Annotated in this window: 23 protein-coding genes and 1 tRNA gene; 9 read left to right on the plus strand and 15 right to left on the minus strand. The window is 40.5% G+C overall.

Annotation, left to right across the window (positions count from 1 at the left end; genetic code table 11):
* Window positions 1-467 precede the first annotated feature (467 nt).
* Window positions 468-1,274: a DUF1080 domain-containing protein gene (locus VK159_RS03390; RefSeq protein ID WP_324228732.1), complete on the plus strand. Its 807-nt coding sequence runs from the start codon at window positions 468-470 to the stop codon at window positions 1,272-1,274.
* Window positions 1,275-1,278: 4 nt separating this feature from the next.
* Here VK159_RS03390 and VK159_RS03395 read toward each other — a convergent pair whose 3' ends face one another.
* Complete coding sequence (locus VK159_RS03395; protein WP_324228733.1) at window positions 1,279-2,307, minus strand: PAS domain S-box protein; 1,029 nt, start codon at window positions 2,305-2,307, stop codon at window positions 1,279-1,281.
* 305 nt (window positions 2,308-2,612) lie between these two features.
* Between VK159_RS03395 and VK159_RS03400 the strand changes: the two genes are divergently transcribed.
* The 4 genes from VK159_RS03400 (at window position 2,613) to VK159_RS03415 (ending at window position 5,136) form a co-directional block, all read left to right on the plus strand.
* A complete protein-coding gene (locus VK159_RS03400; protein ID WP_324228734.1) occupies window positions 2,613-3,365 on the plus strand; it encodes an MBL fold metallo-hydrolase in 753 nt (250 codons plus the stop codon).
* 27 nt (window positions 3,366-3,392) lie between these two features.
* Entirely contained in the window at window positions 3,393-3,626 is a 234-nt protein-coding gene (locus VK159_RS03405; RefSeq protein ID WP_324228735.1) for a hypothetical protein, read from the plus strand.
* Window positions 3,627-3,818: 192 nt separating this feature from the next.
* Window positions 3,819-4,928, plus strand: a complete 1,110-nt coding sequence (locus tag VK159_RS03410; RefSeq protein ID WP_324228736.1) for a DUF2911 domain-containing protein — start codon at window positions 3,819-3,821, stop codon at window positions 4,926-4,928.
* Between the two features lie 133 nt (window positions 4,929-5,061).
* Window positions 5,062-5,136: transfer RNA gene (locus VK159_RS03415), tRNA-Val, on the plus strand.
* 48 nt (window positions 5,137-5,184) lie between these two features.
* Here the strand turns inward: VK159_RS03415 and VK159_RS03420 are convergent.
* Window positions 5,185-7,191 carry a hypothetical protein gene (locus VK159_RS03420; protein WP_324228737.1) on the minus strand — a complete coding sequence of 669 codons (2,007 nt, stop codon included), beginning with the start codon at window positions 7,189-7,191 and terminating at the stop codon, window positions 5,185-5,187.
* A gap of 108 nt (window positions 7,192-7,299) precedes the next feature.
* Here VK159_RS03420 and VK159_RS03425 point away from each other — a divergent pair, with 108 nt between their 5' ends.
* Both VK159_RS03425 and aat read left to right on the plus strand, forming a co-directional pair.
* Window positions 7,300-7,593, plus strand: a complete 294-nt coding sequence (locus VK159_RS03425) for an ATP-dependent Clp protease adaptor ClpS (protein WP_182805768.1) — start codon at window positions 7,300-7,302, stop codon at window positions 7,591-7,593.
* A 35-nt stretch (window positions 7,594-7,628) separates the two neighbouring features.
* Window positions 7,629-8,273 carry a leucyl/phenylalanyl-tRNA--protein transferase gene (gene aat, locus VK159_RS03430; RefSeq protein ID WP_324228738.1) on the plus strand — a complete coding sequence of 215 codons (645 nt, stop codon included), beginning with the start codon at window positions 7,629-7,631 and terminating at the stop codon, window positions 8,271-8,273.
* A 30-nt stretch (window positions 8,274-8,303) separates the two neighbouring features.
* On the opposite strand, the gene VK159_RS03435 is transcribed toward aat, so the two are convergent.
* The 11 genes from VK159_RS03435 to clpB all read right to left on the minus strand — a co-directional run bounded on the left by VK159_RS03435 (window position 8,304) and on the right by clpB (window position 18,771).
* Complete coding sequence (locus VK159_RS03435; protein ID WP_324228739.1) at window positions 8,304-9,209, minus strand: DUF4349 domain-containing protein; 906 nt, start codon at window positions 9,207-9,209, stop codon at window positions 8,304-8,306.
* 80 nt (window positions 9,210-9,289) lie between these two features.
* Entirely contained in the window at window positions 9,290-9,724 is a 435-nt protein-coding gene (locus VK159_RS03440; protein ID WP_324228740.1) for a hypothetical protein, read from the minus strand.
* A 241-nt stretch (window positions 9,725-9,965) separates the two neighbouring features.
* Window positions 9,966-10,445 carry a hypothetical protein gene (locus tag VK159_RS03445; RefSeq protein WP_324228741.1) on the minus strand — a complete coding sequence of 160 codons (480 nt, stop codon included), beginning with the start codon at window positions 10,443-10,445 and terminating at the stop codon, window positions 9,966-9,968.
* Window positions 10,446-10,468: 23 nt separating this feature from the next.
* A complete protein-coding gene (locus VK159_RS03450; protein ID WP_324228742.1) occupies window positions 10,469-10,876 on the minus strand; it encodes an EVE domain-containing protein in 408 nt (135 codons plus the stop codon).
* Window positions 10,877-10,970: 94 nt separating this feature from the next.
* Entirely contained in the window at window positions 10,971-11,690 is a 720-nt protein-coding gene (locus VK159_RS03455; protein WP_324228743.1) for a (Fe-S)-binding protein, read from the minus strand.
* Window positions 11,691-11,712: 22 nt separating this feature from the next.
* Window positions 11,713-12,219, minus strand: coding sequence for a 6,7-dimethyl-8-ribityllumazine synthase (gene ribH / locus VK159_RS03460; protein WP_324228744.1), 507 nt, complete (start codon window positions 12,217-12,219; stop codon window positions 11,713-11,715).
* A 20-nt stretch (window positions 12,220-12,239) separates the two neighbouring features.
* The gene (locus tag VK159_RS03465) at window positions 12,240-12,929 is read right to left on the minus strand and encodes a tetratricopeptide repeat protein (RefSeq protein ID WP_324228745.1); all 690 of its coding nucleotides are present in this window, start codon (window positions 12,927-12,929) and stop codon (window positions 12,240-12,242) included.
* 56 nt (window positions 12,930-12,985) lie between these two features.
* The gene (gene pdhA, locus VK159_RS03470; protein WP_324228746.1) at window positions 12,986-13,978 is read right to left on the minus strand and encodes a pyruvate dehydrogenase (acetyl-transferring) E1 component subunit alpha; all 993 of its coding nucleotides are present in this window, start codon (window positions 13,976-13,978) and stop codon (window positions 12,986-12,988) included.
* 163 nt (window positions 13,979-14,141) lie between these two features.
* Window positions 14,142-15,371: a TCR/Tet family MFS transporter gene (locus VK159_RS03475; RefSeq protein ID WP_324228747.1), complete on the minus strand. Its 1,230-nt coding sequence runs from the start codon at window positions 15,369-15,371 to the stop codon at window positions 14,142-14,144.
* 124 nt (window positions 15,372-15,495) lie between these two features.
* Complete coding sequence (locus VK159_RS03480) at window positions 15,496-16,077, minus strand: DsbA family protein (protein WP_324228748.1); 582 nt, start codon at window positions 16,075-16,077, stop codon at window positions 15,496-15,498.
* A 51-nt stretch (window positions 16,078-16,128) separates the two neighbouring features.
* Window positions 16,129-18,771, minus strand: coding sequence for an ATP-dependent chaperone ClpB (gene clpB / locus VK159_RS03485; protein WP_324228749.1), 2,643 nt, complete (start codon window positions 18,769-18,771; stop codon window positions 16,129-16,131).
* Between the two features lie 60 nt (window positions 18,772-18,831).
* Here clpB and VK159_RS03490 point away from each other — a divergent pair, with 60 nt between their 5' ends.
* Window positions 18,832-19,977, plus strand: a complete 1,146-nt coding sequence (locus VK159_RS03490) for a serine hydrolase domain-containing protein (protein ID WP_324228750.1) — start codon at window positions 18,832-18,834, stop codon at window positions 19,975-19,977.
* A 112-nt stretch (window positions 19,978-20,089) separates the two neighbouring features.
* On the opposite strand, the gene VK159_RS03495 is transcribed toward VK159_RS03490, so the two are convergent.
* Window positions 20,090-20,425 (minus strand): hypothetical protein, encoded by a 336-nt coding sequence (locus VK159_RS03495; RefSeq protein ID WP_324228751.1) that lies wholly within the window; start codon window positions 20,423-20,425, stop codon window positions 20,090-20,092.
* Window positions 20,426-20,466: 41 nt separating this feature from the next.
* Window positions 20,467-21,471, minus strand: coding sequence for an SMP-30/gluconolactonase/LRE family protein (locus tag VK159_RS03500; RefSeq protein ID WP_324228752.1), 1,005 nt, complete (start codon window positions 21,469-21,471; stop codon window positions 20,467-20,469).
* A 371-nt stretch (window positions 21,472-21,842) separates the two neighbouring features.
* On the opposite strand from VK159_RS03500, the gene VK159_RS03505 reads away from it, so the two are divergent.
* Window positions 21,843-23,252 (plus strand): ATP-binding protein, encoded by a 1,410-nt coding sequence (locus tag VK159_RS03505; protein ID WP_324228753.1) that lies wholly within the window; start codon window positions 21,843-21,845, stop codon window positions 23,250-23,252.
* Window positions 23,253-23,279: the final 27 nt, after the last annotated feature.

Here is a 23,279-nt window from a genome sequence, read left to right on the forward strand (position 1 = left end):
TGGTTGAATAATTTCTCCGTAACTGATCAAACTTAATTTCACCGTTAACTGGCTATCAGATATTGTCAGTTTTTAAGTATTGGTGACATAAACCTACACTAATGTTCGAGTCAAGTATAATTGATTGCTACTGTCATTCTTGTTGGTTTTGTATGAATACTTCGAAACCGCATTTATTACCAAATCTCTCTTGCATTATTTACAACTACCAGTTAAACTCAGGTATGTAGTTGCTCTTTTCAAGAAACTAAAAAAGTATTTTGCAGATTTTGCAAAACAATGTGATCATTACTATTACCGACCAACTTTCAAAAGCTTGTTTCTTATTGTCATTGTGATTAGAAATACACAATAATCCCGTTTGAGAACCTATCCGCTTGTCTGCACAATTTTGCACAATCGTTTGTATCCGTCACTTCGCTTTAGTTAAATAGCATTAATTTCGAACTCAACCATTTTTCAAACGTATGCGCCAGTATTCATTCCTTGCAATGCTTGTAACTATCATTCTTTTTAGTTGTAGCTCTTCAAATAAAACCCAATCAACTGATGAATGGAAACCGCTCTTCAACGGTAAAGACATGAACGACTGGACCGTTAAGATCCATCATCATGATGTGGGTGTTAACTTCGGCAATACCTTTCGTGTAGAAGACAATATGATCAAAGTGCGTTATGATCAATACGATAAATTCAATGAGCAGTTTGGGCATCTTTATTACAATACGCCTTACTCTTACTATCATCTCAAACTGGAATATCGTTTCGTTGGCGAATGGTTCAAAACAGCACCTTCTTATACCTTACGCAACAGCGGAGTGATGTTTCATTCGCAGGATCCACGTACCATGCCGAAAGAACAGGACTGGCCCATCTCTGTTGAAATGCAATTCCTCGGCGGATTGAGTGATGGTAAACCCCGCTCAACAGGCAATATGTGTTCGCCCGGCACAGAAGTAGTCCAGAAAGGAACAATTGTTCCATCACATTGCATCAATTCAACTTCCAAAACATATGATGGTGAGCAATGGGTAAGTGCAGAATTGATAGTGCTGGGTGATTCGTTGATCACACATATCATCAATGGCGATACTGTACTGCAATATTCAAAACCCCAAATTGGCGGTGGTGTAGTGGCACGTTATGATCCAAACATAAAACAGGATGGAAAGTTATTGAGCAGTGGTTTTATTGCTTTGCAAAGCGAAGGACAGCCGATTGATTTCAGGAATATCCGCATCAGGGATCTGTCGAAGCAATTTAAAAAGAAATAAGCTGTTACTTTTTTAACAGAACACTCACTTGTGTTCCTTTGCCGGGTTCACTTGCAACAGTAACATTTGCATTAATAGAAGCTGCACGTTCTTTCATAACAGTTAAACCATTGCTGTGCTGTAAGCGTGTAACATCAAAACCAGTTCCATCGTCATTAATAATAAAAGAAAGCTCTTTATCTGTTTCTGTAATGGCAATAGTTGCATTCCTTGCTTCAGAATGATAAAGTACATTGTGTAATGCTTCCTGGCAAATGCGAAAAATATCAAGCTGCACTTCCCTGTTTAGTGCGTCTTCGTTACAACTTCCCTTCAATTGACAACTAACTGAACTGATAAAAGAAAACTCATTGCAATGCCATCTCAATGTTTCAACCAAGCCAAGATCATTTAACATTCCGGGGCTGATGGTAAACGAAATACGCTGAATAGTTTTTATCAGCATTTCAGTAATTACAGCAGCATGCTCAAGTCGTTTGGCAACTGCATCAGGGAGCTCTGTTTCTTTCGCCTTTATCCAGTCAATGTCAATCTTCAATACGGCCAGTAACTGCGCCAATTCTTCATGCAGTTCAACAGAAAGATATTTCCTGTCACGTTCAATACTACCCTTAAAATGATTGGCTAATCCTTTAAAGCGTTTGTATTTTTCTTCTACTTCAAGTTCAGCCAGTTTTCTTTCAGTTACATCTTTGGCAATTGCAAACACCACTTCCTTTCCCGGCAAAAAAACAGAAGTCCAGTCGAGCCATATTATTGCGCCTTCTTTTGTAACGTACCTGTTTTGAAAATTAACAAGCGGCTTACCGGCTATAAGTTCATTGCGGTGCTGCTGCGTAAATAACCTGTCTTCGGGATGAATAAAATTACTAATGGGCTGAGCATATAACTCTTCCACAGAATAACCAAGCTTCTTAATAACTGCAGGGTTTACCTGCTGAAAATAACCATCTTTCCTGGCAATACAAACCAGGTCGGGAGTGAGTTCAAAAAAGGGTGAGAGTTCAAATTCAGTGGAACTTTGTGAAATCATCAAGATGAAAATACAGAAATCTGCAAACACGAAATGTAGTACAATCTATTTTTGTGATAAGTATAATTTGAAAGAGTAGTTGTTACAATCCTGAAAAATCACTCATGATCAATCAGCCTGTTTTACAATAATGTATATATGCCATTTATTTGATCGGTATAATACTTATTGTAAAAACAGACCACAACAATCACTCATGCAAATCTTTTAACTTACCTACATAAATTTTGCTGATCTGTTAAACTACCCCTAGAAAAAACAAAAAACATTGACCTTTAAGGTTTACATTAAACAGGATTGAAGTAATGCATTGCCACATTCTTGAAATAGAATTTTCATTTAACGGAGAAAAAAACGTTCTGTATCCCGTTGTACTGCAAACTGATCAGCAACTTGTTTTGGTTGATTGTGGTTATGCAGGCTTTTTACCCCTGCTTGAGAAAGCCTATTTAAAATATCAGCTTGCATTAGATCAATTAACCGGCATTATTATCACCCACCATGATATTGATCATATGGGCGCCTTAGCTGAATTAAAAAAGAATGTTCCATCATTACAGATCTACAGTTCAGCTATAGAAGCTCCGTTTATAAGCGGCAAACAAAAATCGTTACGATTGATACAGGCAGAACAGATGCTGGAATCAATTCCTGAAGAATATAAAACGGGCGCTTTGCAGTTTATTGAATTGCTCAAAGGCATGCAAACTGTTGCTGTTGATCAATTTTTAGCATTCGATCGTGAAGTTGATTGGCTAAAGGGCATTGAGGTCATACACACACCCGGACATATGCCCGGCCATATTTCACTCTACATCCCGCAAAACAAAACATTGATCGCAGCAGATGCCCTGGCAATTGAAAACGGAAGGTTAGAAATTGCCAACCCGCAATTTACATTAGATCTCGACGAAGCACTACGATCTGTAAAAAAACTAAAGCAACTGGAAATTGATCAGTTGATCTGTTATCATGGCGGATCAATGCAAAAAGATATTACCGGCCAACTGGAACAATTATTGATGCGATATACACAGATTGCAACCAAACCTGCCTGACAATTGTTTTCAACTAAACGAATACTTATGTTGAAGCGTCCATACATCTTAGCTGTTCTTGTTACTTGCTACCTGCTTGCATATGTAGTAATGCTGCAACAGAACATTCTGCCGGATGTAACCATGATCATGTTTTTCCTTTCCCCTTTACTTGTACTGTCACTTGCCTACAGCATCCTCCGTTATGGAAACTATGATGGTAAAGACCTTCAGGAAAATGAACATTGGGGTTATCAAGACCGATCTATTGAAAAAACATAACTAACTCCCGAAAAATTATAACATTTGACTTGAGCAATGGCCATCACGTCAGAAAATGGTAATAAACTGCTGCTCCTGAATCATGTAAAACAAAGAAAAACTCCGCCTATCCATTGCTGTATTCATTAATCACAATCAGCTGAAGTAAACTTTCAGTGTTCATTAGATTACATGCACTAAAACTTATCATTCATGAAAAAATTATGTTTACTCTTTTTTAGCAGCGCTCTCTGTCTTTCGTCCTTTGCACAAATTCCGTTGACTGTTGCACCGAGTGGTGGCAATAAAAAAGCATCTGTAAGTGAACGTGTCGGCTTAACTGATGTAACCATTCATTATGATCGTCCCGCCGTGAAAGGTCGTGAAGGAAAAGTGTGGGGCGAACTTGTTCCCATTGGTTTTACCGATCCCGGTTTTGGCAGCAGCAAATCGGCTCCATGGCGTGCAGGTGCCAATGAAAATACAACCATTGAATTCAGTACCGATGTTACGGTTGAAGGGAAACCATTGAAGGCCGGCCGGTATGGATTATTTCTTTCGTATGATCCAAACGGGTCAACCTTGATCTTATCGAACAACTCTACTTCATGGGGTCATTATTATTATGATCCGAAAGAAGATGCATTGCGGGTTCCTGTAAAATCAGTTGCACTTGACAAATCAGTTGAATGGTTGAAATATGAATTTATGAATGAAAGTGAAGCTGGCGCAACCGTTGCATTGCAATGGGAAAAACTCATGTTCCCTTTTCGTGTTGAAACAGATTATGTGAAAGAACAGATCGCTTCATTTCGCAGAGAATTACGTACAGAGAAAGGATTTATCTGGCAAAGCTGGAACCAGGCAGCAAGCTGGTGTTTGCAACGCAACACCAATTTAGAAGAGGCGTTACTCTGGGCCGATTCTGCAACAAGCCGTGGCTTTGGAGGTGATCGTGTATTTGGCGCATGGGCAGTAAAAGCTCAGCTATTGGAAAAGCTTGGCCGTGCAAATGATGCTACTGCCGTAATGAAACAGGCAATGACGTTTGGTAACATGCAGGACCTCCATCAATATGGCCGGCAATTATTACAGCTGAAGAAATCAAAAGAAGCATTGGAAGTGTTCAAACAAAATCATGATAAGAATCCGAACCAGTTTACTACATTGATGGGTTTGGTGAGAGGCTACTCAGCAAATGCGGATTATAAGAATGCACTGAAGTATGCAAATCTGGCTTTGCCATTAGCACCTGATCAGCCTAATAAAAATAATGTGCAGACGATGATCAATAAACTGAAAGAAGGAAAGGATGTGAATTGATAACCATCTTTAAACAAGGCACAGTCAAAACAACTGTGCCTTTGTTATTTAGCAGGCTGTTCCCGGCTCAAAAATATTTTTCAAAAAAAATTTTTTAGAAAAACTCCGACCCTTATCTTTGCACTCCCCAAACGGGAGCATAGCTCAGTTGGTTCAGAGCATCTGCCTTACAAGCAGAGGGTCCGCGGTTCGAGCCCGTGTGCTCCCACAGAAAAAGGTTCACTTTGTGAACCTTTTTCGTTTTAACTGCACCATCTTATTTTTTGGTCGGTATAATAAAATCCATTGGCCGCTTACGCAGATATCTCCACAGAATACCAAGAAACTCAGGATAGTCTCTCAACTTGATGCCCCTTGATTTAACCGCCACATAAAACGCAAAACCAAAGCTTACAAAAAAGTTCAGGAAACCAATTAAGCTTACGCCAAGCAGAATGGTGCCGAGATAACGATAATCAATGGGCCCTTCCAATCCAAAGAAGCCAATAGCTGTATTACCTGCAGAAATGGTGATATGTCTTATATCGAACGGGATACCGAACATCTTTCCAATAAACGCAGCCATGCCCAGGAAAAAACCCAACGATACACTACCCGCAATCGAACCCAGTTTATTCTCCACAAGGTTCACCAGCCAGTTCAATTGTTTTTTGCCCAGAGAATGATGTAATACCGGGTGAAGTCTTATTCGCTGTGGCAGTTGTGCATACACCACATAATTTTCAACCCAACCTGCAATCAATCCACTCAGGAATAAAAAGAAACCGGTAAAGCAGGCAAATAACAAGGCCAGTGTTTGAAAAGGATGCTGCGCCTGCAGTAGCGCCAACGCTTCTTTACCTGCTGCGATCTTCGAGCCTGTGATTTCAAAAAACAACATCGCCAACAAATAGGTCATCGGGAAAACAACAAGCAGGTTACCGGCAAAAGATGCCAATTGACTTCTTGACACCTGCGATACTGTTACAGCAAGATTATCAAGATCTGGTCGCCCTTTCAACTTTGAACTGTCAAGCGAACTTGCAACAGCTGATGCTGTAAATGCTGGCTGCTTGGTTGCCAGTGTTGAACCTGTTGACTGTATTAACAAGAAACCGATACTGTAATTCGTACTGTATGCCACACCTTGCCAAAACGGTGCGAGTGCTACTTTGCCCAGCAGATTTTTGAAAATGGCAATGAACGAAATAATAAAACCGCCACCCATTGCGCTAAGAAAAAGAAGATTAAATTCTTTTCTTGTTTTGGTAATGAATGTTTCTCCTCTCCTTCCACCATGCTCTGATATCTGGTAAGCTAATAATCCCACATTCTGCGACAGGAATTCACTTATACTGTTTTTCCTGTTTTGGTTACGCACTACGGTAATGAAATAAGTAATGAATCGTTCGATATCGAAACGCTTATCATTATCAACTGCATCAAGTATCAGCAAAATACGTTCTACATGCTGCTCCATACGGGTGAGCAGGAATGTTTCTGCTAAACTTGTACCCACACTCTTACGTTGCTCTTTGATAAACCTTACACTTTGCAAACAATTGTGCAGCGCTTCATAAATACCTGCTGCAATAGTTTTTTCATCCTGTATGCTGTGTGTATTTTTCTTTTTCTCCAGCAACATATTCACCAAACGGCTTTGCTCAAGGAAAGGGAATACAGCATCATTTCTTGCATCATGCAATCGGGTGATCTCTTTCTCAAGCCCCATCATGGCCAACCTGTACGACAATGTTTGCATCGACTGCAACAACTGATTGTTCAATGCGGGCTCGTTCAGATTCACTTCAATCCCAATCCTTCCGAAAAATGATTTCCATAATTCAGTATCGATCTTTTCGATCCATACGTAATCATTCTTCTTGTAAAAGAGGCGTTCGATCACAAAAAGAAAATCAGTCGGTTCGAGTAAAGCCGGGATAATTTTGTGCTTGAACTTTGAGCCAAGCTCCTGGATGAATCCTCTTGAACTCAGCAAACCACTTTCGGTTAATGCAGTGGTAAGATCACTGTTAGCGAATTGAGAAAGCAACGCTTTTCGCAACGAAAAAAGTAAAGACCGATCTTCCTGCAGCTGAAATAAAAATGCTTTAAATTTTAACTCCGCAGCTTCTTTATCATTCACATCAGCCGGCCTGATCTGCTGGAAGAGTTCAGCCAGAAAGTCTAATCCCCGATTGTTGCTGTTGATAGAAAGCACAATAGCCTGCCCCTGTTCGGCTGGTTCTTCGGCTTTCTTTTTAGGCAGTAGTCTGAATTTCATTTAATTTCCGGCTGTTCGACTCAACAATGACAAGTATTATACCACTAAAGTTGCTTTCTTAAAATGAAGAAATTGTTTTTTTCTTTTCTATGGTTAATTTTGCACCTGATGCCAAACTTATCAACACATACAAAAGAGTTAATAGAAACAGACGTTCTTACTGATTTGGAAGAACCCTGTCACCTTATTATGTGGAATGATGAGGTGAATACATTTGAATGGGTAATTGAAACATTAATTGACATTTGCGATCATGCACCTGAGCAGGCAGAGCAATGCGCCTGGCTCATTCACAGCAAAGGAAAATACGCAGTGAAGAACGGATCATACGACGATCTGAAACCTTTATGCGATGCTATCACAGAACGTGGTATTGGCGCCACTGTTGAAGTGATTGCCTGATTTGCTGTTTACATTCCGATACCTTTATTTTACACATGCCACTTACGGTTTTAACTCACAAGCTTTGGTTTCCTCCTGTTGAAAAAGCAGCAGCAGATGGGTTACTTGCTATTGGTGGCGATTTAAGCACTGAACGTTTGCTGCTTGCTTACCGCAGTGGCATTTTCCCTTGGTTTAACGACGATGAACCGCCGCTTTGGTGGTGCCCCGATCCCCGATGTGTTTTATTTCCCGACGAATTGTATATCAGCAAGAGCATGCAACAATTGTTCAAACGCAAAGCATTTACGTTTACAACTAACAAAGCGTTTACCGATGTTATACATCTCTGTGCACAAACACGAAAGCTGAAAGAAGGCACATGGATCACCAAAGAAATAGAAGAAGCTTATACTTCATTACATCAGCTGGGCAAGGCCGTTAGTGCTGAAGCCTGGCAGAATAATGAACTGGTTGGCGGCTTGTATGGCATCCGTCTTGGCAATATTTTTTTTGGTGAAAGCATGTTTAGCAAAGTGCCGAATGCCAGTAAGTATGCATTCATTTCTTTTGTTAAGCAATTACAAAAAGAAGGCGTTGTGCTGATCGATTGCCAGATCTACACACCACATCTTGAAAGTTTAGGTGCACGTATGATTCCGAGAGAAGAGTTTATGAAAATTGTGAATGCGAACATTTGAGAACGAGTGCACCCAAATGTTCGATTCAAATCATACCTGAGGCGATTTCGCTTTTTTAAAGACCGAACGCTTAACTGTCCAGACAACAATACCAGCGATCAATGCCAATGGCCAGATGTTCAGTAAACCGATCAACACTTCCACCAGGCCATTCCATCCGCTGAGAAAAGCATATTTCGTTTTCTCCCAAAAGCTTACGGTTTCTGTTTCTTTTGCTGAGGCATTTACTACTTGGTAATAGGTAAGATTGATCGTACTCATTGCCGAAGCATTTGATAAATAGTTGATGCGGCCAGTTGCACTTTCAATCTCTTCCTGTATATCGTTGATCTCGGTTTGAACCTGCAGAATCTCTTCCATATTCTTTGCCTGTTTCAATAAATCCAGGTAACGCAACCTTACCTGTTTCTTTGCTTCCAGTCTTGATTTAGTATCGACAACCTGTGTTGTTACATCTTCAGAACTGATTTTCTTTTCGTTGATCTTTCCATCTCCGCTTGTAAGAAAATCAACAGCCGATTGAAACTGATCAACAGGCACTTTTAATACAATCGTGTTTTCGATCTTGTATTCTGTTTCAGATTGCAGTTCATCTGCAATATAACCTCCGAAACGGCTGGCAGATGAATGCACCAGCTGATTAAATTTTGAATAATCTTTCACCTCCACATTCAAAGTCGCTGTTTTGATGATTTTCTTATTCCAGTCGGGTTTGCTTTCCAGAGCAGGTGCAAATTGTTTAGTTGGCTGTTTTTGTTTTTGATCACCCGGAATTGCCGGAGTTTGTTCATAGGCTAAAGTACCAGTATCAGCTGCTTGTTGTTCCATTTTTACATCCGCCAAGGCCACACTTTGCAGTGTTTCTTTTTCATTCGCTTGATTGCATGAGATTACCAGGAGCAGGAATGCAATTCCTGCAAAGAGTAGTTGTTTCATATAAGTTTTTTTATTTCAGATGCAGAATACTTTTAAATACATAAACCGGCTGACAAAAAACATCAGCCGGTCTTGATCATTTATTTCTTTTTCTTAAAGTAGATCACTGCACTATCGGCACTCATTAAATTGAGTTGCTCAGGTGTAAGTGAAACTACATGCATCACCTCTTTATCAGTTAATGAATCGCCTTCGAGGATGATCAGCTGTGAACTGTCTTTCCATTCATACTTACTTTTCTGCGGCACAATGCTGTCGTTCAGCAGTTGTGTGATAGCCCCATCAGCAGCAAAGCGAAACGTATAGTTTGTCAGATTAGAATCAAGCGACAACAATAACGAACCAATACTGTTTGAATCTTTTAAAGCAATAGAATCAATTTTCCAGTCACCGATGATGGTTTCTTTGTAAGAAGTTTCAGAGAGAGGTTCAATGTTTTGGTTTCGTTGAGTAAATAAATACACAGCTCCGCCAGCGGCTGCCAATAGTACGACAGCCAAAATGATCTTTTTCATTTTGAAATGTTTTTGATTGTTTTTAAATGAGAAGCGAGATGCAGGAGCAGCGAAGTACTTGCTGAATTCATTTGCCGGCTTGCAAATCATTCAACTGCTGATGTATCATTCATAAGTAATGATTGATACCACTAACTGTAAAATGTAACCGAAGGAATTTGTTAAAAAAAGCTAAGAGAGGTGAGCTAAGAGTTTGAAAGAGGGAAAGGAGAAAAGAAGGATTGCTTTATACTGTTCTTTCCTAGCATTGATTTCTTCTCGCACCAACAATTTGCAAATCCTCCATGTCGACAATATAAAGGCCATAGGCGTCTCCGTCTGTTCGGCCATCTTTCTCGAACACATAATCATATAAAATGGAAAACGAATACTTGTCTTTTTGATTATATTCATCCACCCTCCCATTATAAAAGATTGAGTTTTTAAACACCATCTTCCAATCTTTCGTTTCTTCGAAAGCTTTTATAAAAAATGCTTTCCCAACTTCTGATACTAGGGGAATTCCTAAGATAGCAAGTTCTTGCAAACGACTTTTTACACTGATAAACTTAAAGAAGTGAGCGAAATGCTGCCAGTCAATTTCTGGCTGCTTATGAAATGTATAGTCAATTTCGATTTCAATCTGCTTGCCATCTATAATCGAGTTTGTTCGCCAAACTTTGGCGGCCTCAATAAACTCAAAGGTCAGAATCTGATTTTCGACTTGAAGAATTTTATTCATACAAATTATGACTATGCCTTGACTTATTCACCGGCCAGCTCCAACACCACATCCCACTCTGCATCTGTTACTTTGCCTACACTCAAACGGCCTAAGCGCAACAGATCCATATTTGCTAAACGTTTATCTGTTTTCATTTGTGCAAGTGTTACCGGCTTTTTCAGTTTACGTACCGGTTTAAAATCAACAACTACCCATGCATCTTCATCTGTTGTTGGGTCCTGGTAAGCTTCCTTCACCACTTTTGCAATACCCACTATTTCCAAGCCTTCATTGCTGTGATAAAAAAACACTTCATCTCCTTTCTTCATATCACGGAGATTATTACGTGCCGCATAGTTGCGTACACCATCCCAAAATGTTTGCTTGTCTTTTACAAACTGATCCCAGCTGTATTTAAACGGTTCTGATTTAATTAACCAATGAGCCATGTAAATAAAGAATTAAAAATTAATAATGAGGAATGAAAAAGTTTCACCACTTCTTCATTTTTTATATTTCATTTATCATTTCACATTTTCGAACTCACCATCCATTTGCTAACACATCAGCAAGGTGCAATGTTCGGAGATTGTGCCCTTTTTGTTTGATGTAACCTTCAAGGTGCATCAAACAACTGATATCGGTAGAGATCATATACTGAGCACCTGTAGCCAATGCATTGTTCACTTTCTGATCGGCCATTGCAATGGAGATGGGCTCAAACTTAACCGCAAAGGTTCCGCCGAAACCACAGCAGGTTTCCACATCATTCATTTCAACAAGCTCTAAGCCCTGCACGTTTTGCAACAGTTTACGTGGGCCTTCTTTGATTTTACATTCACGTAACGCTGCACAACTATCATGATAAGTTGCCTTACCTTCAAGCTTAGCACCCACATCCTCCACCATCAACACATCAGTAAGGAACTCACTGAATTCGTAAAGACGTTTACCCATATCCCTCACCTCGTTATGCATCGATGAGTTATCGAATATTTTGCCGTAATAATTCCTTACAAAACCGGCGCAGGATGCACTCGGTGCAACAATGTATTCACTGCCGGAAAAATCTTTAATAAATTTTGATGCTACATCTTTACACTCATTCTGAAAACCTGCGTTGAAAGCGGGTTGACCACAACAGGTTTGATTAGCATTGTACTTTACATTACAACCAAACTTCTCCAGCACCTTCACCATGTTAAAGGCGGTTTCCGGATAAAGCTGATCAACAAAACAAGGTATAAACAGTTGTATAGTCATAAGCCAACAATAAGTTGAGCGCTTATTTTTTTAATGAGGTGTTGAGTAAGATCATTTTTAATGCAGTGATGGCTGCTTCTTCACCCTTATGTCCATGTTTGCCGCCAATACGCTCAATAGCCTGTTGTTGATTTTCAACAGTGAGCACACCAAAGATCACCGGCACATCCAGCATAAGATTCAGTTGTGTTACAGAATCAGTAACAGCTTTGCATACATAATCGAAATGAGGTGTATCGCCACGCACAATACAGCCAAGTGTAATAAATGCATGTGGTCTTGTTTTGATATGCCTCGATTTACTTTCCCAATAAGCCTTTACTGCAAAACCAATTTCCACAGCACCGGGTACTGTTACAGTTACGATTTCTTTCACACCAAATTCTTCGAGTATTTTTCTGCAACCTTTTTCGAGCTCGTCGATCACTGTTGCATTCCACTCGGTACGTACCAATACAACACAGGCACCCGAAAAATCGTGAGTGCCTGCATTTAACTGGTATAAGTTACTATTGCTAACCTCTGCCATAATATGATTGGTTAAGCTGTTTATTCATTACCAACAACACCAAGTCGTGCAAGATATTTTTCAGCTTGCGCTGCTGCAGTTGACTTTGGATATTTTTCTTTCAATGCTTTTAACAGCTCAGTTGCCTTTTCTTTTTTTCCTGCCACTTCATAAGCCATTGCAGCACGATAAAGATTGTCAGATGAAGTGTATTCATCTTTATCATTTAATGTGCCTGCTTTCTCATAGTACGAAGCGCCTTTTTCTTTTTTATCTGTGCTCATGTATGCATCACCCAACATACGCCATGCTGCACTTTGAACCTGTGTAGCATCAGTTGAAAAATCTTCAAGCTGTTTGATGGCATTGTTATAATCTTCTTTACGGAGATAAATAGCACCAGCATAATAATGTGCAAGGTTCGCTGCTTTTGTGCCGCTATATGTCTTAATGATCTTCAGGAAACCAGCTGCTGAACCATCGCCATTCAATGCAAGGTCTAATGAGTCCTGTGCAAAATATTGTTGTGCACGGCTGATTGCTTCATTTGCCTTTGTTTCTTTCGGACCAATAAAGAAATTTTTATACACGAGGTAACCACCTGCAAGCAGAATCACTAATCCGCCAATATAAGTAATGGGTTTTGAAAAGCGACCCCAGAAATCTTTCGCTTGTTTGATGGCTTGCACTTCGTTGAGTTCCTGTGCTGTTGTTTTTTTTGTTTCAGACATTTTAATATGGATTCTTGTTATAAACGTTCACTTATTTTCTGTTCGCAGTTCCGTCATTAATCCATAATGAATGGATAGTTCTGATCAACATACACATCTTTCAGCAATTCATCTGCTTCAGGGTATGGACTTTCTTCAGAGAACCTCACACACTCTTCAACTTCTAAACGTACACGCTCGTTGATCACTTCAATTTCTGCTTCACTTACACCAAATACTTCCAGTAATTTCTTTTTAGAAGTTTCAATCGGATCACGTTGTTTGTATTCTTCAACTTCATCCTTAGAACGGTATTTCTGCGGATCACTCATTGAGTGACCTTTATAACGATAGGTTTTGATCTCCAGTAAAGTTGGACCTTCACCTGTTCTTCCACGTTTCACCGCACGGGCTACTGCTTCGTGTACAGCTTCAGGATCCATACCATCAACACTATCAGCAGGCATTTCATACGCATCTGCCAGTTTATAAATATCAACTACATTACTTGTACGGGTTACGGATGTACCCATTGCGTAGTTATTATTTTCGCAAATGAAGATCACCGGCAATTTCCACAACATTGCAAGGTTGAATGTTTCGTGGAGCATACCCTGGCGGGCAGCACCATCACCAAAGAAGGTAAGACATACTGCATCAGTTCCTTTATACTTTTCAGCAAAAGCCAAACCGGCACCCGTACCAATTTGTGCACCCACAATACCATGACCGCCATAAAAACCAACATCCACACCAAAGAAGTGCATACTACCACCTTTACCTTTTGAACAACCGGTAGCTTTACCGTACAATTCAGCCATACAGCTTTTTGCACTTACACCCTTTGCAATTGCTAAACCATGATCACGGTAAGCAGTGATCATTTTATCTTCTGCTTTGGTGGCAGTCATACATCCTGCAGCAATGGCTTCCTGGCCAATATAAAGGTGGCAGAAACCACGGATCTTTTGCATACCATATAATTGTCCGGCTTTTTCTTCGAAACGGCGAAGGAGCAGCATTAACTCATACCAGTAGAGATAAGTTTCTTTCGTGAATTTAGTGGCCACGTCGTAATTTTTTTAGAGTGGCAAAGATAAGGGGACAGGGTTAATTTCAGATAGGCGATTTTAGATTGTGGATTTCTAAAAAACCCTCAGTTTGAAGGCATTAAAGCCAACCTGTACTGTGCTGCTCTTTATGAGGGCATTGGTTTAGAAAAAGAGAGTATGATTAAGTGCCCGCTGCACGGGCAGGTTTTATATGCAGCGAATAATAAGCGATGAATGCACTTGCAATAATGAGGATAGCGCCTAACAGGAATGATGAGCCCGGAAAATAAACGGGTGCCGACTTACCCGTGAAATAAGCAAATGTATTGGTCATAAGTAGCGGGCCGACAATGGTGGTAAGACTCATGAGCCCTGAAAGTGCGCCCTGCAACTCTCCCTGTTCATTTGGCGGCACATGTCCCACCATGATCGATTGTAATGCCGGGCCGCAAATACCACCGAGGCAATAAGGAACAAGAAAAACAAACATCATCCAGCTTTGTGTGGCAAATGCAAACAACAACATTCCCAATGCGTAAAAAGCAAGACCGATATAAACACTTTTTTCATTTCCCAATCTTGGGTTAACAATCCTCGTTAACCCTGCCTGCACACCACCTACCAACACGCCAACTACAGTTAGTGAAATACCAATCATGCCCGGAGTCCACTTGAAACGTTCAATGGTAAAGAAACTCCAGTTTGATTGTACGGCATGCCCGCCAAGATAAACGAGTATCAACGAGATGATCAAACCGCCAATGGCAGGATACTTTCGCAGGTTCATAATGCTGACACCGGGAATTGCTCTCTTCCATTCAAACGGTCGACGGAGCTCTGGCTTTAGCGATTCAGGCAAAATGAAATAACCATAAAGAAAATTGAGAAAACATAAACCGGCAGCTACCATAAAAGGAACTCGTGTACCAAGTCCGCCTAATAATCCACCGATCATCGGGCCAATAACAAAACCCAAACCAAAAGCAGCGCCGATCATTCCAAAATTCTTCGCTCTGTCTTCTGCTGTACTGATATCAGCTATATACGCAGAAGCTGTTGTAAAACTTGCACCTGTAATACCGGCAATGATACGACCAACGAATAACCAGCCAAGGTTCGGCGCAAAAGATAACAACACATAATCGAGTGCAAATGCAAAAAGCGATGCCAATAAAATGGGGCGACGACCGTACTTGTCGCTGAGGTTACCTACCAAGGGCGAAAACACAAACTGTGTAATGGCAAAAACTGCGAGCAATACCCCACCGATCTTTGAAGCCTGGCTGATGTTTACGTGTGCCAGTTCCTCAATAAGATTGGGCATTACAGGAATAATAATTCCAAAGCCAATCACATCGATGAGCAAGGTGATAAAGATGAACCCAATTGCAGCGTTTTTCCCGGAAGCCATAGATTAAAATTGAGCTGCAAAGATGATTTTTTGCCTGAGATAAACCGAAGATTTTTTTGCCGGATAGTGAAAACAAAAAAGGCAATGAATTTCTTCATTGCCTTGTATAAACATCTTTCTTATTTTATGCTCTCTTTTTCGCTGCTGCTTTTGCGGCAGGTTTTTTAGCGCTTGCCAGCAGATCAATAACCTTGCTGAATGCATTTACATTCACCGGGCCATTGTACACTTCACCATTAATGTAGAAGAAAGGCACATCTCTGATACCTTTATCAGCACCTTCAAGAAGATCTGCACGAACGCTCCAGCCATAAACTGAATCAACCAACTTGGTTAAAAAGTTTTTATCTGTTACGCCGGCTTCTTTCGCATATCCTTTTAAGCTGATAGTACCCAATTGACGACGGTGAGCAAAAAGAATATTATGCATATCCCAGAACTTACCCTCACCTTCCTGCGCAGCACCAATAGAAGCTTCTGCTGCTTTTTGTGCACGCTGGTGAATACGTGTCAACGGAAAATGACGGAAGTTAAATTGTAATTTATCTTCGTATTTGCCCATTAACTGGTTTACTACTTCGTTTGCTTTAGCACAGGCTTCACTTTCATAATCGCCATACATTACTAATTTAACCGGTGCCTGTTTATTGCCAACCCATATATCTTTCGGTGGGATAATTTCTATTTCTACTGCTTTGTGTGCCATAACCTGTGTCCTTTTTTATTTAATAATTCGATAACCTATCAACTGTTAATCTCAGGTAGTCGCTGCCTTGTTCTTTTCCCTTGTTGAAGGAGTATCGTCGTTTTCATTTCTGAAAACAACTACGCCATCAAACACATCCACAAGTACTTTGCGGCTTTTTTCGATATCGCCTGATAAAATCTTTCGGCTTAGCCCATTCACGATCTCTTTCTGGATCAATCGCTTTAAGGGTCTTGCACCAAACTGGGGATCGAAACCATGTTCGGCAAGGAATTCAAGGGTGTAGTCAGAAAATTCCAGCTGTATTCCGCTTTGGGCAACGAGTTGCTTGAGATTGTTCAGCTGAATGCGAATAATGGATTTGATTTCCTTTCGAAGTAATGGTGCAAACATAATGATTTCGTCCACACGATTCAAGAATTCGGGCCGAATGGTTTGTCTAAGCAACGTCATAACTTCAAGTTTCGCCCGTTCTGTTGCCTTATCTATCTCATTATCAGTGCTTACACCTTCAAAGGCCTCGCTGATAAGATGGCTACCAATATTGCTGGTCATGATGATGATTGTGTTCTTAAAGTTCACCACTCTGCCTTTATTGTCGGTGAGGCGGCCATCATCGAGTACCTGCAACAGCACATTCCACACATCCGGATGGGCCTTTTCGATCTCATCGAGCAACACTACACTGTACGGCTTGCGACGAACAGCTTCGGTTAACTGACCACCTTCATCGTAACCCACGTAACCCGGAGGAGCGCCTACCAATCTTGAAACCGTATGTTTTTCCTGGTATTCACTCATGTCGATCCTCGTCATCATACCCTCGTCATCAAACAGGTATTCCGCCAATGCTTTTGCGAGTTCGGTTTTACCCACACCGGTTGTTCCGAGAAAGATGAATGAGCCGATCGGTTTCTTTGGATCGCTCAATCCTGCCCTGCTTCTGCGGATAGCATCGGCAACAGCAGTGATCGCTTCGTCCTGGCCAATTACACGGTTGTGCAATTCATCTTCAAGATGCAATAGTTTTTCACGCTCACTCTGCAACATCTTTGCCACAGGAATGCCCGTCATCTTTGCAACATTCTCAGCAATATCTTCCGCATCCACTTCTTCTTTCAACAAACGCTTTTCGCTGCTCGCTGCAAGCTGCTTGCTGAAATCAGTAATAATCTGTTCCTGTTCTTTTATTTTACCGTAACGGATCTCTGCTACCTTACCATAATCACCTTCACGTTCTGCACGCTCGGCCAGAAGTTTTAAATTTTCGATTTCCGCTTTTGCAGTTTGCACTTTCTCCACCAATTCTTTTTCTTCTTTCCATTTTGCTTTCAGCGTATCCCGGTCAACAGAAAGATTGGCGATCTCTGTATTTAGTTCTTTTAATTTAAATTCATCACTCTCACGTTTGATCGCTTCACGTTCTATTTCAAGCTGACGGATCTGCCGCTCAAGTTTATCCAACTCTTCAGGCATACTGTTCATTTCCAAACGAAGCTTGGCTGCACTTTCATCAATCAGGTCAATCGCTTTATCGGGCAGAAAACGATCAGTGATATATCGCACACTTAATTCAACGGCTGCAATAATTGCTTCGTCTTTAATTCGTACATGATGATGTGTTTCATAACGGTCTTTCAAACCACGTAAGATCGAAACTGCATCTTCCATACTTGGTTCATCGATCATCACTTTCTGGAAACGACGTTCGAGTGCTTTATCTTTTTCAAAAAATTTCTGATATTCATTCAGGGTAGTTGCACCAATTGCACGCAACTCACCTCTTGCCAGTGCAGGCTTCAGGATATTGGCTGCATCCATTGCACCCTCGCCGCCGCCTGCACCAACAAGCGTATGAATTTCATCAATGAACAAAATAATTTCACCATCACTGGTTGTTACTTCTTTCACCACACTTTTCAAACGTTCTTCAAACTCACCTTTATATTTTGCACCGGCAATGAGTTGTCCCATATCCAATGCATAAATGATCTTTGATTTTAAATTCTCAGGCACATCGCCATTTACGATACGCATGGCCAATCCTTCTGCGATTGCAGTTTTACCAACACCGGGTTCACCAACAAGAATGGGATTGTTTTTACTACGGCGTGTTAAGATGTGTAATGTGCGGCGAATCTCTTCATCCCGACCAATCACAGGATCAAGTTTGCCTTGTCTTGCCATTTCAATTAAGTTCTTTGCATACTTGTTCAGTGCATTGAACTGAGTTTCCTGTGTCTGACTTTTAACTGTATCTCCTTTACGCAGATCTTTAATGGCGGTGATCAATCCTTTTTCGGTTAAGCCTGCATCTTTCAACAGCTTGGCTGTTGAATCATTTCCCTGCACGATCGCTAATAACAAATGCTCAGGTGTTACAAACTCATCACCAAAACCTTTCAATGATGCACCTGCACGCAACACAACGTTGTTTGCTTCCCGCCCAATTGATTGAGCTGGTTCACCACTTGTTTTTGGCAAACGATTGATGGCCTCATCGAGTTTTGATTCAACAAGATTTACTGTAACATTATTTTTCTTTAACAGATACTCAACAGGGCTATCCTGCTGATCGAGTAATGCTTTGAGTATATGCTCTGTTTCGATATTTGTGTTCCGGGCATTAAACGCCAATTGCTGTGCCTGCTGCACAGCCTCTGCTGCTTTTATTGTGAAGTTTCCTAAATTCATACTTCTGTTATTTTAAACGTAAGGCATCAAAACACAATCCAATAAAAAAAATCAGAAAGAATGTCACTTAACTCTTTGAATATCCGCCCCAAAGTCAGTGCCAGCCTTGTTTTCCTGTTATTCTTTCAGTTGGGTTTTGCCCAACAGGATTTCAGTAAAGTAAATGACTGGGTAAATAACAATCTTACCGACTTAGGCGGCCGTGCTGTGTTAATGATCTATAAGGATGGAAAATTCGTGTACACACAGAACTTTAACAATTTAACAAAGGCTCAGCAAAACCGTGGAAAGATCAAAGCAAAAGTACAAGGCAAGGATGTGGAAGAAGTGTTGCAGGATTATACAACCACTACACGTGAACGTGTTGCCAGCAGCAGCAAATGGTTTACTGCAGCTTTGCTCATGACGTATATTGATGAAAACAAAGTTCGGCTAACCGACTCCGTTGGAAAGTTTTTACCCGTGATGACGAAGTATGGCAAAGGCGGTATTAAAGTATGGCAATGTTTAAATCATACAACTGGTATTAAAAGTGGCGGACTGCGGGATATGCTTAACGGCATGAAGAATGTAAAAAGCATGTTCGAATCAATTGAACAGATCGCTATGCTGCCGATGGAAGGCACACCCGGAAAATATTTTCATTACAGTAATACAGGCTTGCAGATAATTGCAGGCATTATTGAAAAAGTAAGTGAGAAAGATTTTGAAACAGCATTTAAAGAACGTATTGCTGATCCGCTGGAAATGAAGAATACAGATTTTGGAAAAAGCGGTGTGCCACTTGCTGCAGGTGGTGCTTACAGTACTGCAGAAGATTACATGAATTTTTTGATCATGCTGTTGAATGATGGTGAGTTTAACGGCAAACGCATCATCAGTAAGGCATTGGTGAATGAAATGCAAAAGAACCGATTAGGTCGTGATGTTGAATTGGCTTATTCACCCGAAGAAGCAGGCAACTGGGGTTATGGCTTTGGTGAATGGATTATGGATGCACCATTAGCGGTGAGCGAAAAGAAAGATGCCATGCCAGTATCAAAACGTGGCGTTGCTGTAAGCAGTCCGGGATTGTTTGGCAGTTTCCCCTGGATCGATAACGACAAAAAGTATTGTGCTTTTTTGTTTGTGAACAATTTAAAGAACAAAGGACGTCATGAGAAGTATAAAGAGTTAAAGGGATTGGTAGATAATGTGATGAGGTAAGGGGAAAAAAATCAAAAGACAATAAACAAAGTCTAAATAAACAGGAAAAAAAATCCCAGGCGTATACTTTTCTTAAATACTGCCTGGGATGCAAAAAATAAATACTCCGGATTTATTTAACCCGAGTAAGGTTCATCTCTCCTCTTTCATTCTTAACCAATATTTCATTTTCACTGATCAGCTCTGCTGTACTGGCCATTTTAATGTCGTTAAAGGAAATACTATAAGAAAACTTTTTCCCTTCTATTTTTCCATCCTCCAGTTTCGCCTCACCGAATTGAGTTTTCCAGGTACCGGTCACTACTTTGCCTTCAACCTTAAACGTGTAATTCACTTCAAAAGTACCGTTCGGTGATTCACGGGTACCTTTCCAGTTACCATCAATGGGATTTTGTGCAAATGCTGTGCAACATCCAAAGAGAAGCAATAAACTAAAAACGTATTTCATATTGTATGTTTTAATGAATTAAAAATTACCACTTACTAAGTCTAGAATTTTTCTACGCCTTTCACATTCATCTTTACAGCAGTAACCCTATCCGGACTTGTCATAAATAATATTTTATTATTTGCTCCTGCAAAAATATTGTTGGTGCCGCCACCGCCCGGAATCGTAAGTACCTTGTTGCCATTTTTATCGTAAGCGTTTAATCCAGGTCCGCCGCTCACATAAATATTTCCTTTTTCATCAAGCGACATACCATCGCAGAAATTCAGATTACTAACCAGCGTCTGCATATTTGAAAGTGTACCATCAGAATTGATATTAAAAGCCTTGATTTGACCCGTGCCGTCATAAGTCCAATTATTCACATACAATTTTTTACCATCAGGAGTTCCAGTAATCCCATTCGGCCATATGTCGGCGTTCCATCCAGCCATTGTAGTAACTCTAACAAGCGTGCTGGCACCGGGTGCTAAATAATACACGTGGCCACCTTTACCGGTTGCAGCCTGTTCAGAGTGTGTTGGCTCCCAACCTTGTTTGCGTGGATCAGACGCATCCCAATAATCTCTTGGAAATATAGGATCAGTAATATAGATGCCGCCGTTTTTCGGATTGATCCAAACATCATTTGGGCCATTTAATAATTTGCCATTGTAATTATTCACCAACACTGTATGCGAACCATCCGGAGCAATCTTCCAAAGTTCTCCATGCATATCTGCGCAGGCAATGAGATAGCCATCTTTATCAAACGCCATTCCATTAGATCGGCCGGTGCAGGTTAAAAATGTAGTGATCTGCCCGGTTGATGCGGTCCACTTATAAATTTTATCATTGGGTTGATCAGTAAAAAATACGTTTCCGTTTTTGTCAACTGCAGGCCCTTCTGTAAAACGAAATCCTTTTTGAATAGTATCTAATACCCCGTGCTGGCTTGCTGAAACAAGACCCATAGGATCAAAAAAAGTACTGACCGGCACATGCATAGCAGCAGATGCTGTTTCAGGCGTTATTTCATTGAGGGTATCGTTTTCGGAATGAAGCATGTTTTTTGAACAGGACAAGAGCCCTATGGCACATAGCAAAGCCAGAGAAAAAATCATTTTCTTTTTCATACCAGCAAACAATTTTGAGTTTAAAAAAATAGATAACAATTGTGCAGAAGTCTGCATTAATACGAAAGCTATCTAAGTTTAGAAATAAAAACTACCAAAAGATACCGCCGAAGAATTTTAAACAATGCTAACGTTTTCATGTGTTCATGCGATGATGCTGGAATAAATTCACAAACGCCACAGCAATGCAGTGGCGTTTGTGTTCTGCAAAATACTGTTGTATATTTAAGCAACTACTTGCTGTGATCAGCATCTGGCATATTTCCACATCCTTCTGTCTCATACCAAAAAGCAAATTCAGTATGCAACCAACCATTGACGACATGAAAAAAGTGATGGCACTAAACGAGCTGCCCGATGATCATCTGCAATGGATACTGGATCATTCAACCTATCATGAATTTCAGGATGGCGATATCATTGCAAAATATGGCGAACCTGCTGAAGTGATGTGGATATCCCTGATGGGAAGTGTTGCTTTTTATATGTACATCAACGGCCGGCAGGTTTACTATTTTACTTTTGAAAATAATAACATCAGCGGAGGTGTTGGCGGTTTACTTCCCTACTCCCGTATGAAAACCCATCCGGGTTACTCCTATGCAATTGGTAATGTAAAATTGCTAAAGCTGCACAAAGATCATTTTCATGACCTGGAAATGTTGAATCCAGATTTTATACAACGCCTCATTGGCTATATGACCGAACGTGCAAAAGCATTTGCCACTACACAACTGCAACATGAAAAAGTGGATGCACTTGGCAATCTTGCTGCTGGTATTGCACATGAAATGAACAACCCGGCATCGGCTATCACTGCAATAGCCGATGAACTTACGAAACGGGTGAGCAGAAATTATACACTCACGAAAAATCTGCTTGATGATAACGTAAAAGCAGAACATATTCAGAACATTCATTTGCTTATTGAAAAGAAAGTATCTGCACCAGCAGAAAATAACAAACGCAGCACTATGCAACGCATGCAGGCCCAGGATGACATTGAAGACTGGCTCGACAAAAATGGAATTACACAAAGAGAAGCTGCTGAAACATTTGCTGAGTTTGGATTTTCACTGGAAGAACTGGAGCAGATACGTACAGATGCAGGAGCAAAAACTCTTGGAAGTGTAATTCCATGGTTGGAGAATCTGATCAGCTCACAAAAAATGATCAAGGATCTTGCTGAAGCATCGGGTCGCATCTCCAATCTTGTTGCAGCAATTAAAAGCCATGTCCACATGGATCGAACCAACGATCTGCAACCCACCAATATTCATAAGGATATTGAAACTACTTTAACCTTACTGGGTTTTAAACTCCGTCAAAAAAATATTGAGGTGATAAAAAAATTCTGTAACGATCTACATGATGTACCTGCTTTTGTTGGCGAATTAAACCAGGTTTGGACAAACCTGATCGACAATGCCATTGCTGCACTCGACAAAAACGGAACACTAACGATTGAAACAACCTGCGACCAGAAAAGTGTAAAGATTGCTGTAATGGATAATGGTAGCGGCATACCAAAAGATATTATCACACGCATTTTTGATCCCTTCTTTACAACAAAGAAAGTGGGTGAAGGAACAGGTATTGGGCTTGATATTGTCAGCCGCATTGTCAAACGGCACAATGGAGAAATTAAAGTTGAATCAATACCCGGGAAAACCATCTTTACTGTTTGCATCCCACTTACAGCACAACCCTAAGTTCATAAAACATTATTTGCATAAATT

This window comes from Lacibacter sp., from assembly GCF_035299325.1.
Taxonomy (GTDB): Bacteria; Bacteroidota; Bacteroidia; order Chitinophagales; family Chitinophagaceae; genus Lacibacter.

Excerpts from the sequence above, each read along its gene's own strand:
- clpB (WP_324228749.1), bottom strand. The coding sequence starts at position 18,771 with ATGAATTTAGGAAACTTCACAATAAAAGCAGCAGAGGCTGTGCAGCAG.
- VK159_RS03410 (WP_324228736.1), top strand. The coding sequence starts at position 3,819 with ATGAAAAAATTATGTTTACTCTTTTTTAGCAGCGCTCTCTGTCTTTCG.
- VK159_RS03465 (WP_324228745.1), bottom strand. The coding sequence starts at position 12,929 with ATGTCTGAAACAAAAAAAACAACAGCACAGGAACTCAACGAAGTGCAA.
- VK159_RS03450 (WP_324228742.1), bottom strand. The coding sequence starts at position 10,876 with ATGGCTCATTGGTTAATTAAATCAGAACCGTTTAAATACAGCTGGGAT.
- VK159_RS03395 (WP_324228733.1), bottom strand. The coding sequence starts at position 2,307 with ATGATTTCACAAAGTTCCACTGAATTTGAACTCTCACCCTTTTTTGAA.
- VK159_RS03490 (WP_324228750.1), top strand. The coding sequence starts at position 18,832 with ATGTCACTTAACTCTTTGAATATCCGCCCCAAAGTCAGTGCCAGCCTT.
- VK159_RS03445 (WP_324228741.1), bottom strand. The coding sequence starts at position 10,445 with ATGAATAAAATTCTTCAAGTCGAAAATCAGATTCTGACCTTTGAGTTT.
- VK159_RS03435 (WP_324228739.1), bottom strand. The coding sequence starts at position 9,209 with ATGAAACAACTACTCTTTGCAGGAATTGCATTCCTGCTCCTGGTAATC.
- VK159_RS03480 (WP_324228748.1), bottom strand. The coding sequence starts at position 16,077 with ATGGCACACAAAGCAGTAGAAATAGAAATTATCCCACCGAAAGATATA.
- aat (WP_324228738.1), top strand. The coding sequence starts at position 7,629 with ATGCCACTTACGGTTTTAACTCACAAGCTTTGGTTTCCTCCTGTTGAA.
- VK159_RS03505 (WP_324228753.1), top strand. The coding sequence starts at position 21,843 with ATGCAACCAACCATTGACGACATGAAAAAAGTGATGGCACTAAACGAG.
- ribH (WP_324228744.1), bottom strand. The coding sequence starts at position 12,219 with ATGGCAGAGGTTAGCAATAGTAACTTATACCAGTTAAATGCAGGCACT.
- VK159_RS03495 (WP_324228751.1), bottom strand. The coding sequence starts at position 20,425 with ATGAAATACGTTTTTAGTTTATTGCTTCTCTTTGGATGTTGCACAGCA.
- VK159_RS03400 (WP_324228734.1), top strand. The coding sequence starts at position 2,613 with ATGCATTGCCACATTCTTGAAATAGAATTTTCATTTAACGGAGAAAAA.
- VK159_RS03390 (WP_324228732.1), top strand. The coding sequence starts at position 468 with ATGCGCCAGTATTCATTCCTTGCAATGCTTGTAACTATCATTCTTTTT.
- VK159_RS03440 (WP_324228740.1), bottom strand. The coding sequence starts at position 9,724 with ATGAAAAAGATCATTTTGGCTGTCGTACTATTGGCAGCCGCTGGCGGA.
- VK159_RS03500 (WP_324228752.1), bottom strand. The coding sequence starts at position 21,471 with ATGCTTCATTCCGAAAACGATACCCTCAATGAAATAACGCCTGAAACA.
- VK159_RS03405 (WP_324228735.1), top strand. The coding sequence starts at position 3,393 with ATGTTGAAGCGTCCATACATCTTAGCTGTTCTTGTTACTTGCTACCTG.
- VK159_RS03425 (WP_182805768.1), top strand. The coding sequence starts at position 7,300 with ATGCCAAACTTATCAACACATACAAAAGAGTTAATAGAAACAGACGTT.
- VK159_RS03475 (WP_324228747.1), bottom strand. The coding sequence starts at position 15,371 with ATGGCTTCCGGGAAAAACGCTGCAATTGGGTTCATCTTTATCACCTTG.
- VK159_RS03420 (WP_324228737.1), bottom strand. The coding sequence starts at position 7,191 with ATGAAATTCAGACTACTGCCTAAAAAGAAAGCCGAAGAACCAGCCGAA.
- VK159_RS03455 (WP_324228743.1), bottom strand. The coding sequence starts at position 11,690 with ATGACTATACAACTGTTTATACCTTGTTTTGTTGATCAGCTTTATCCG.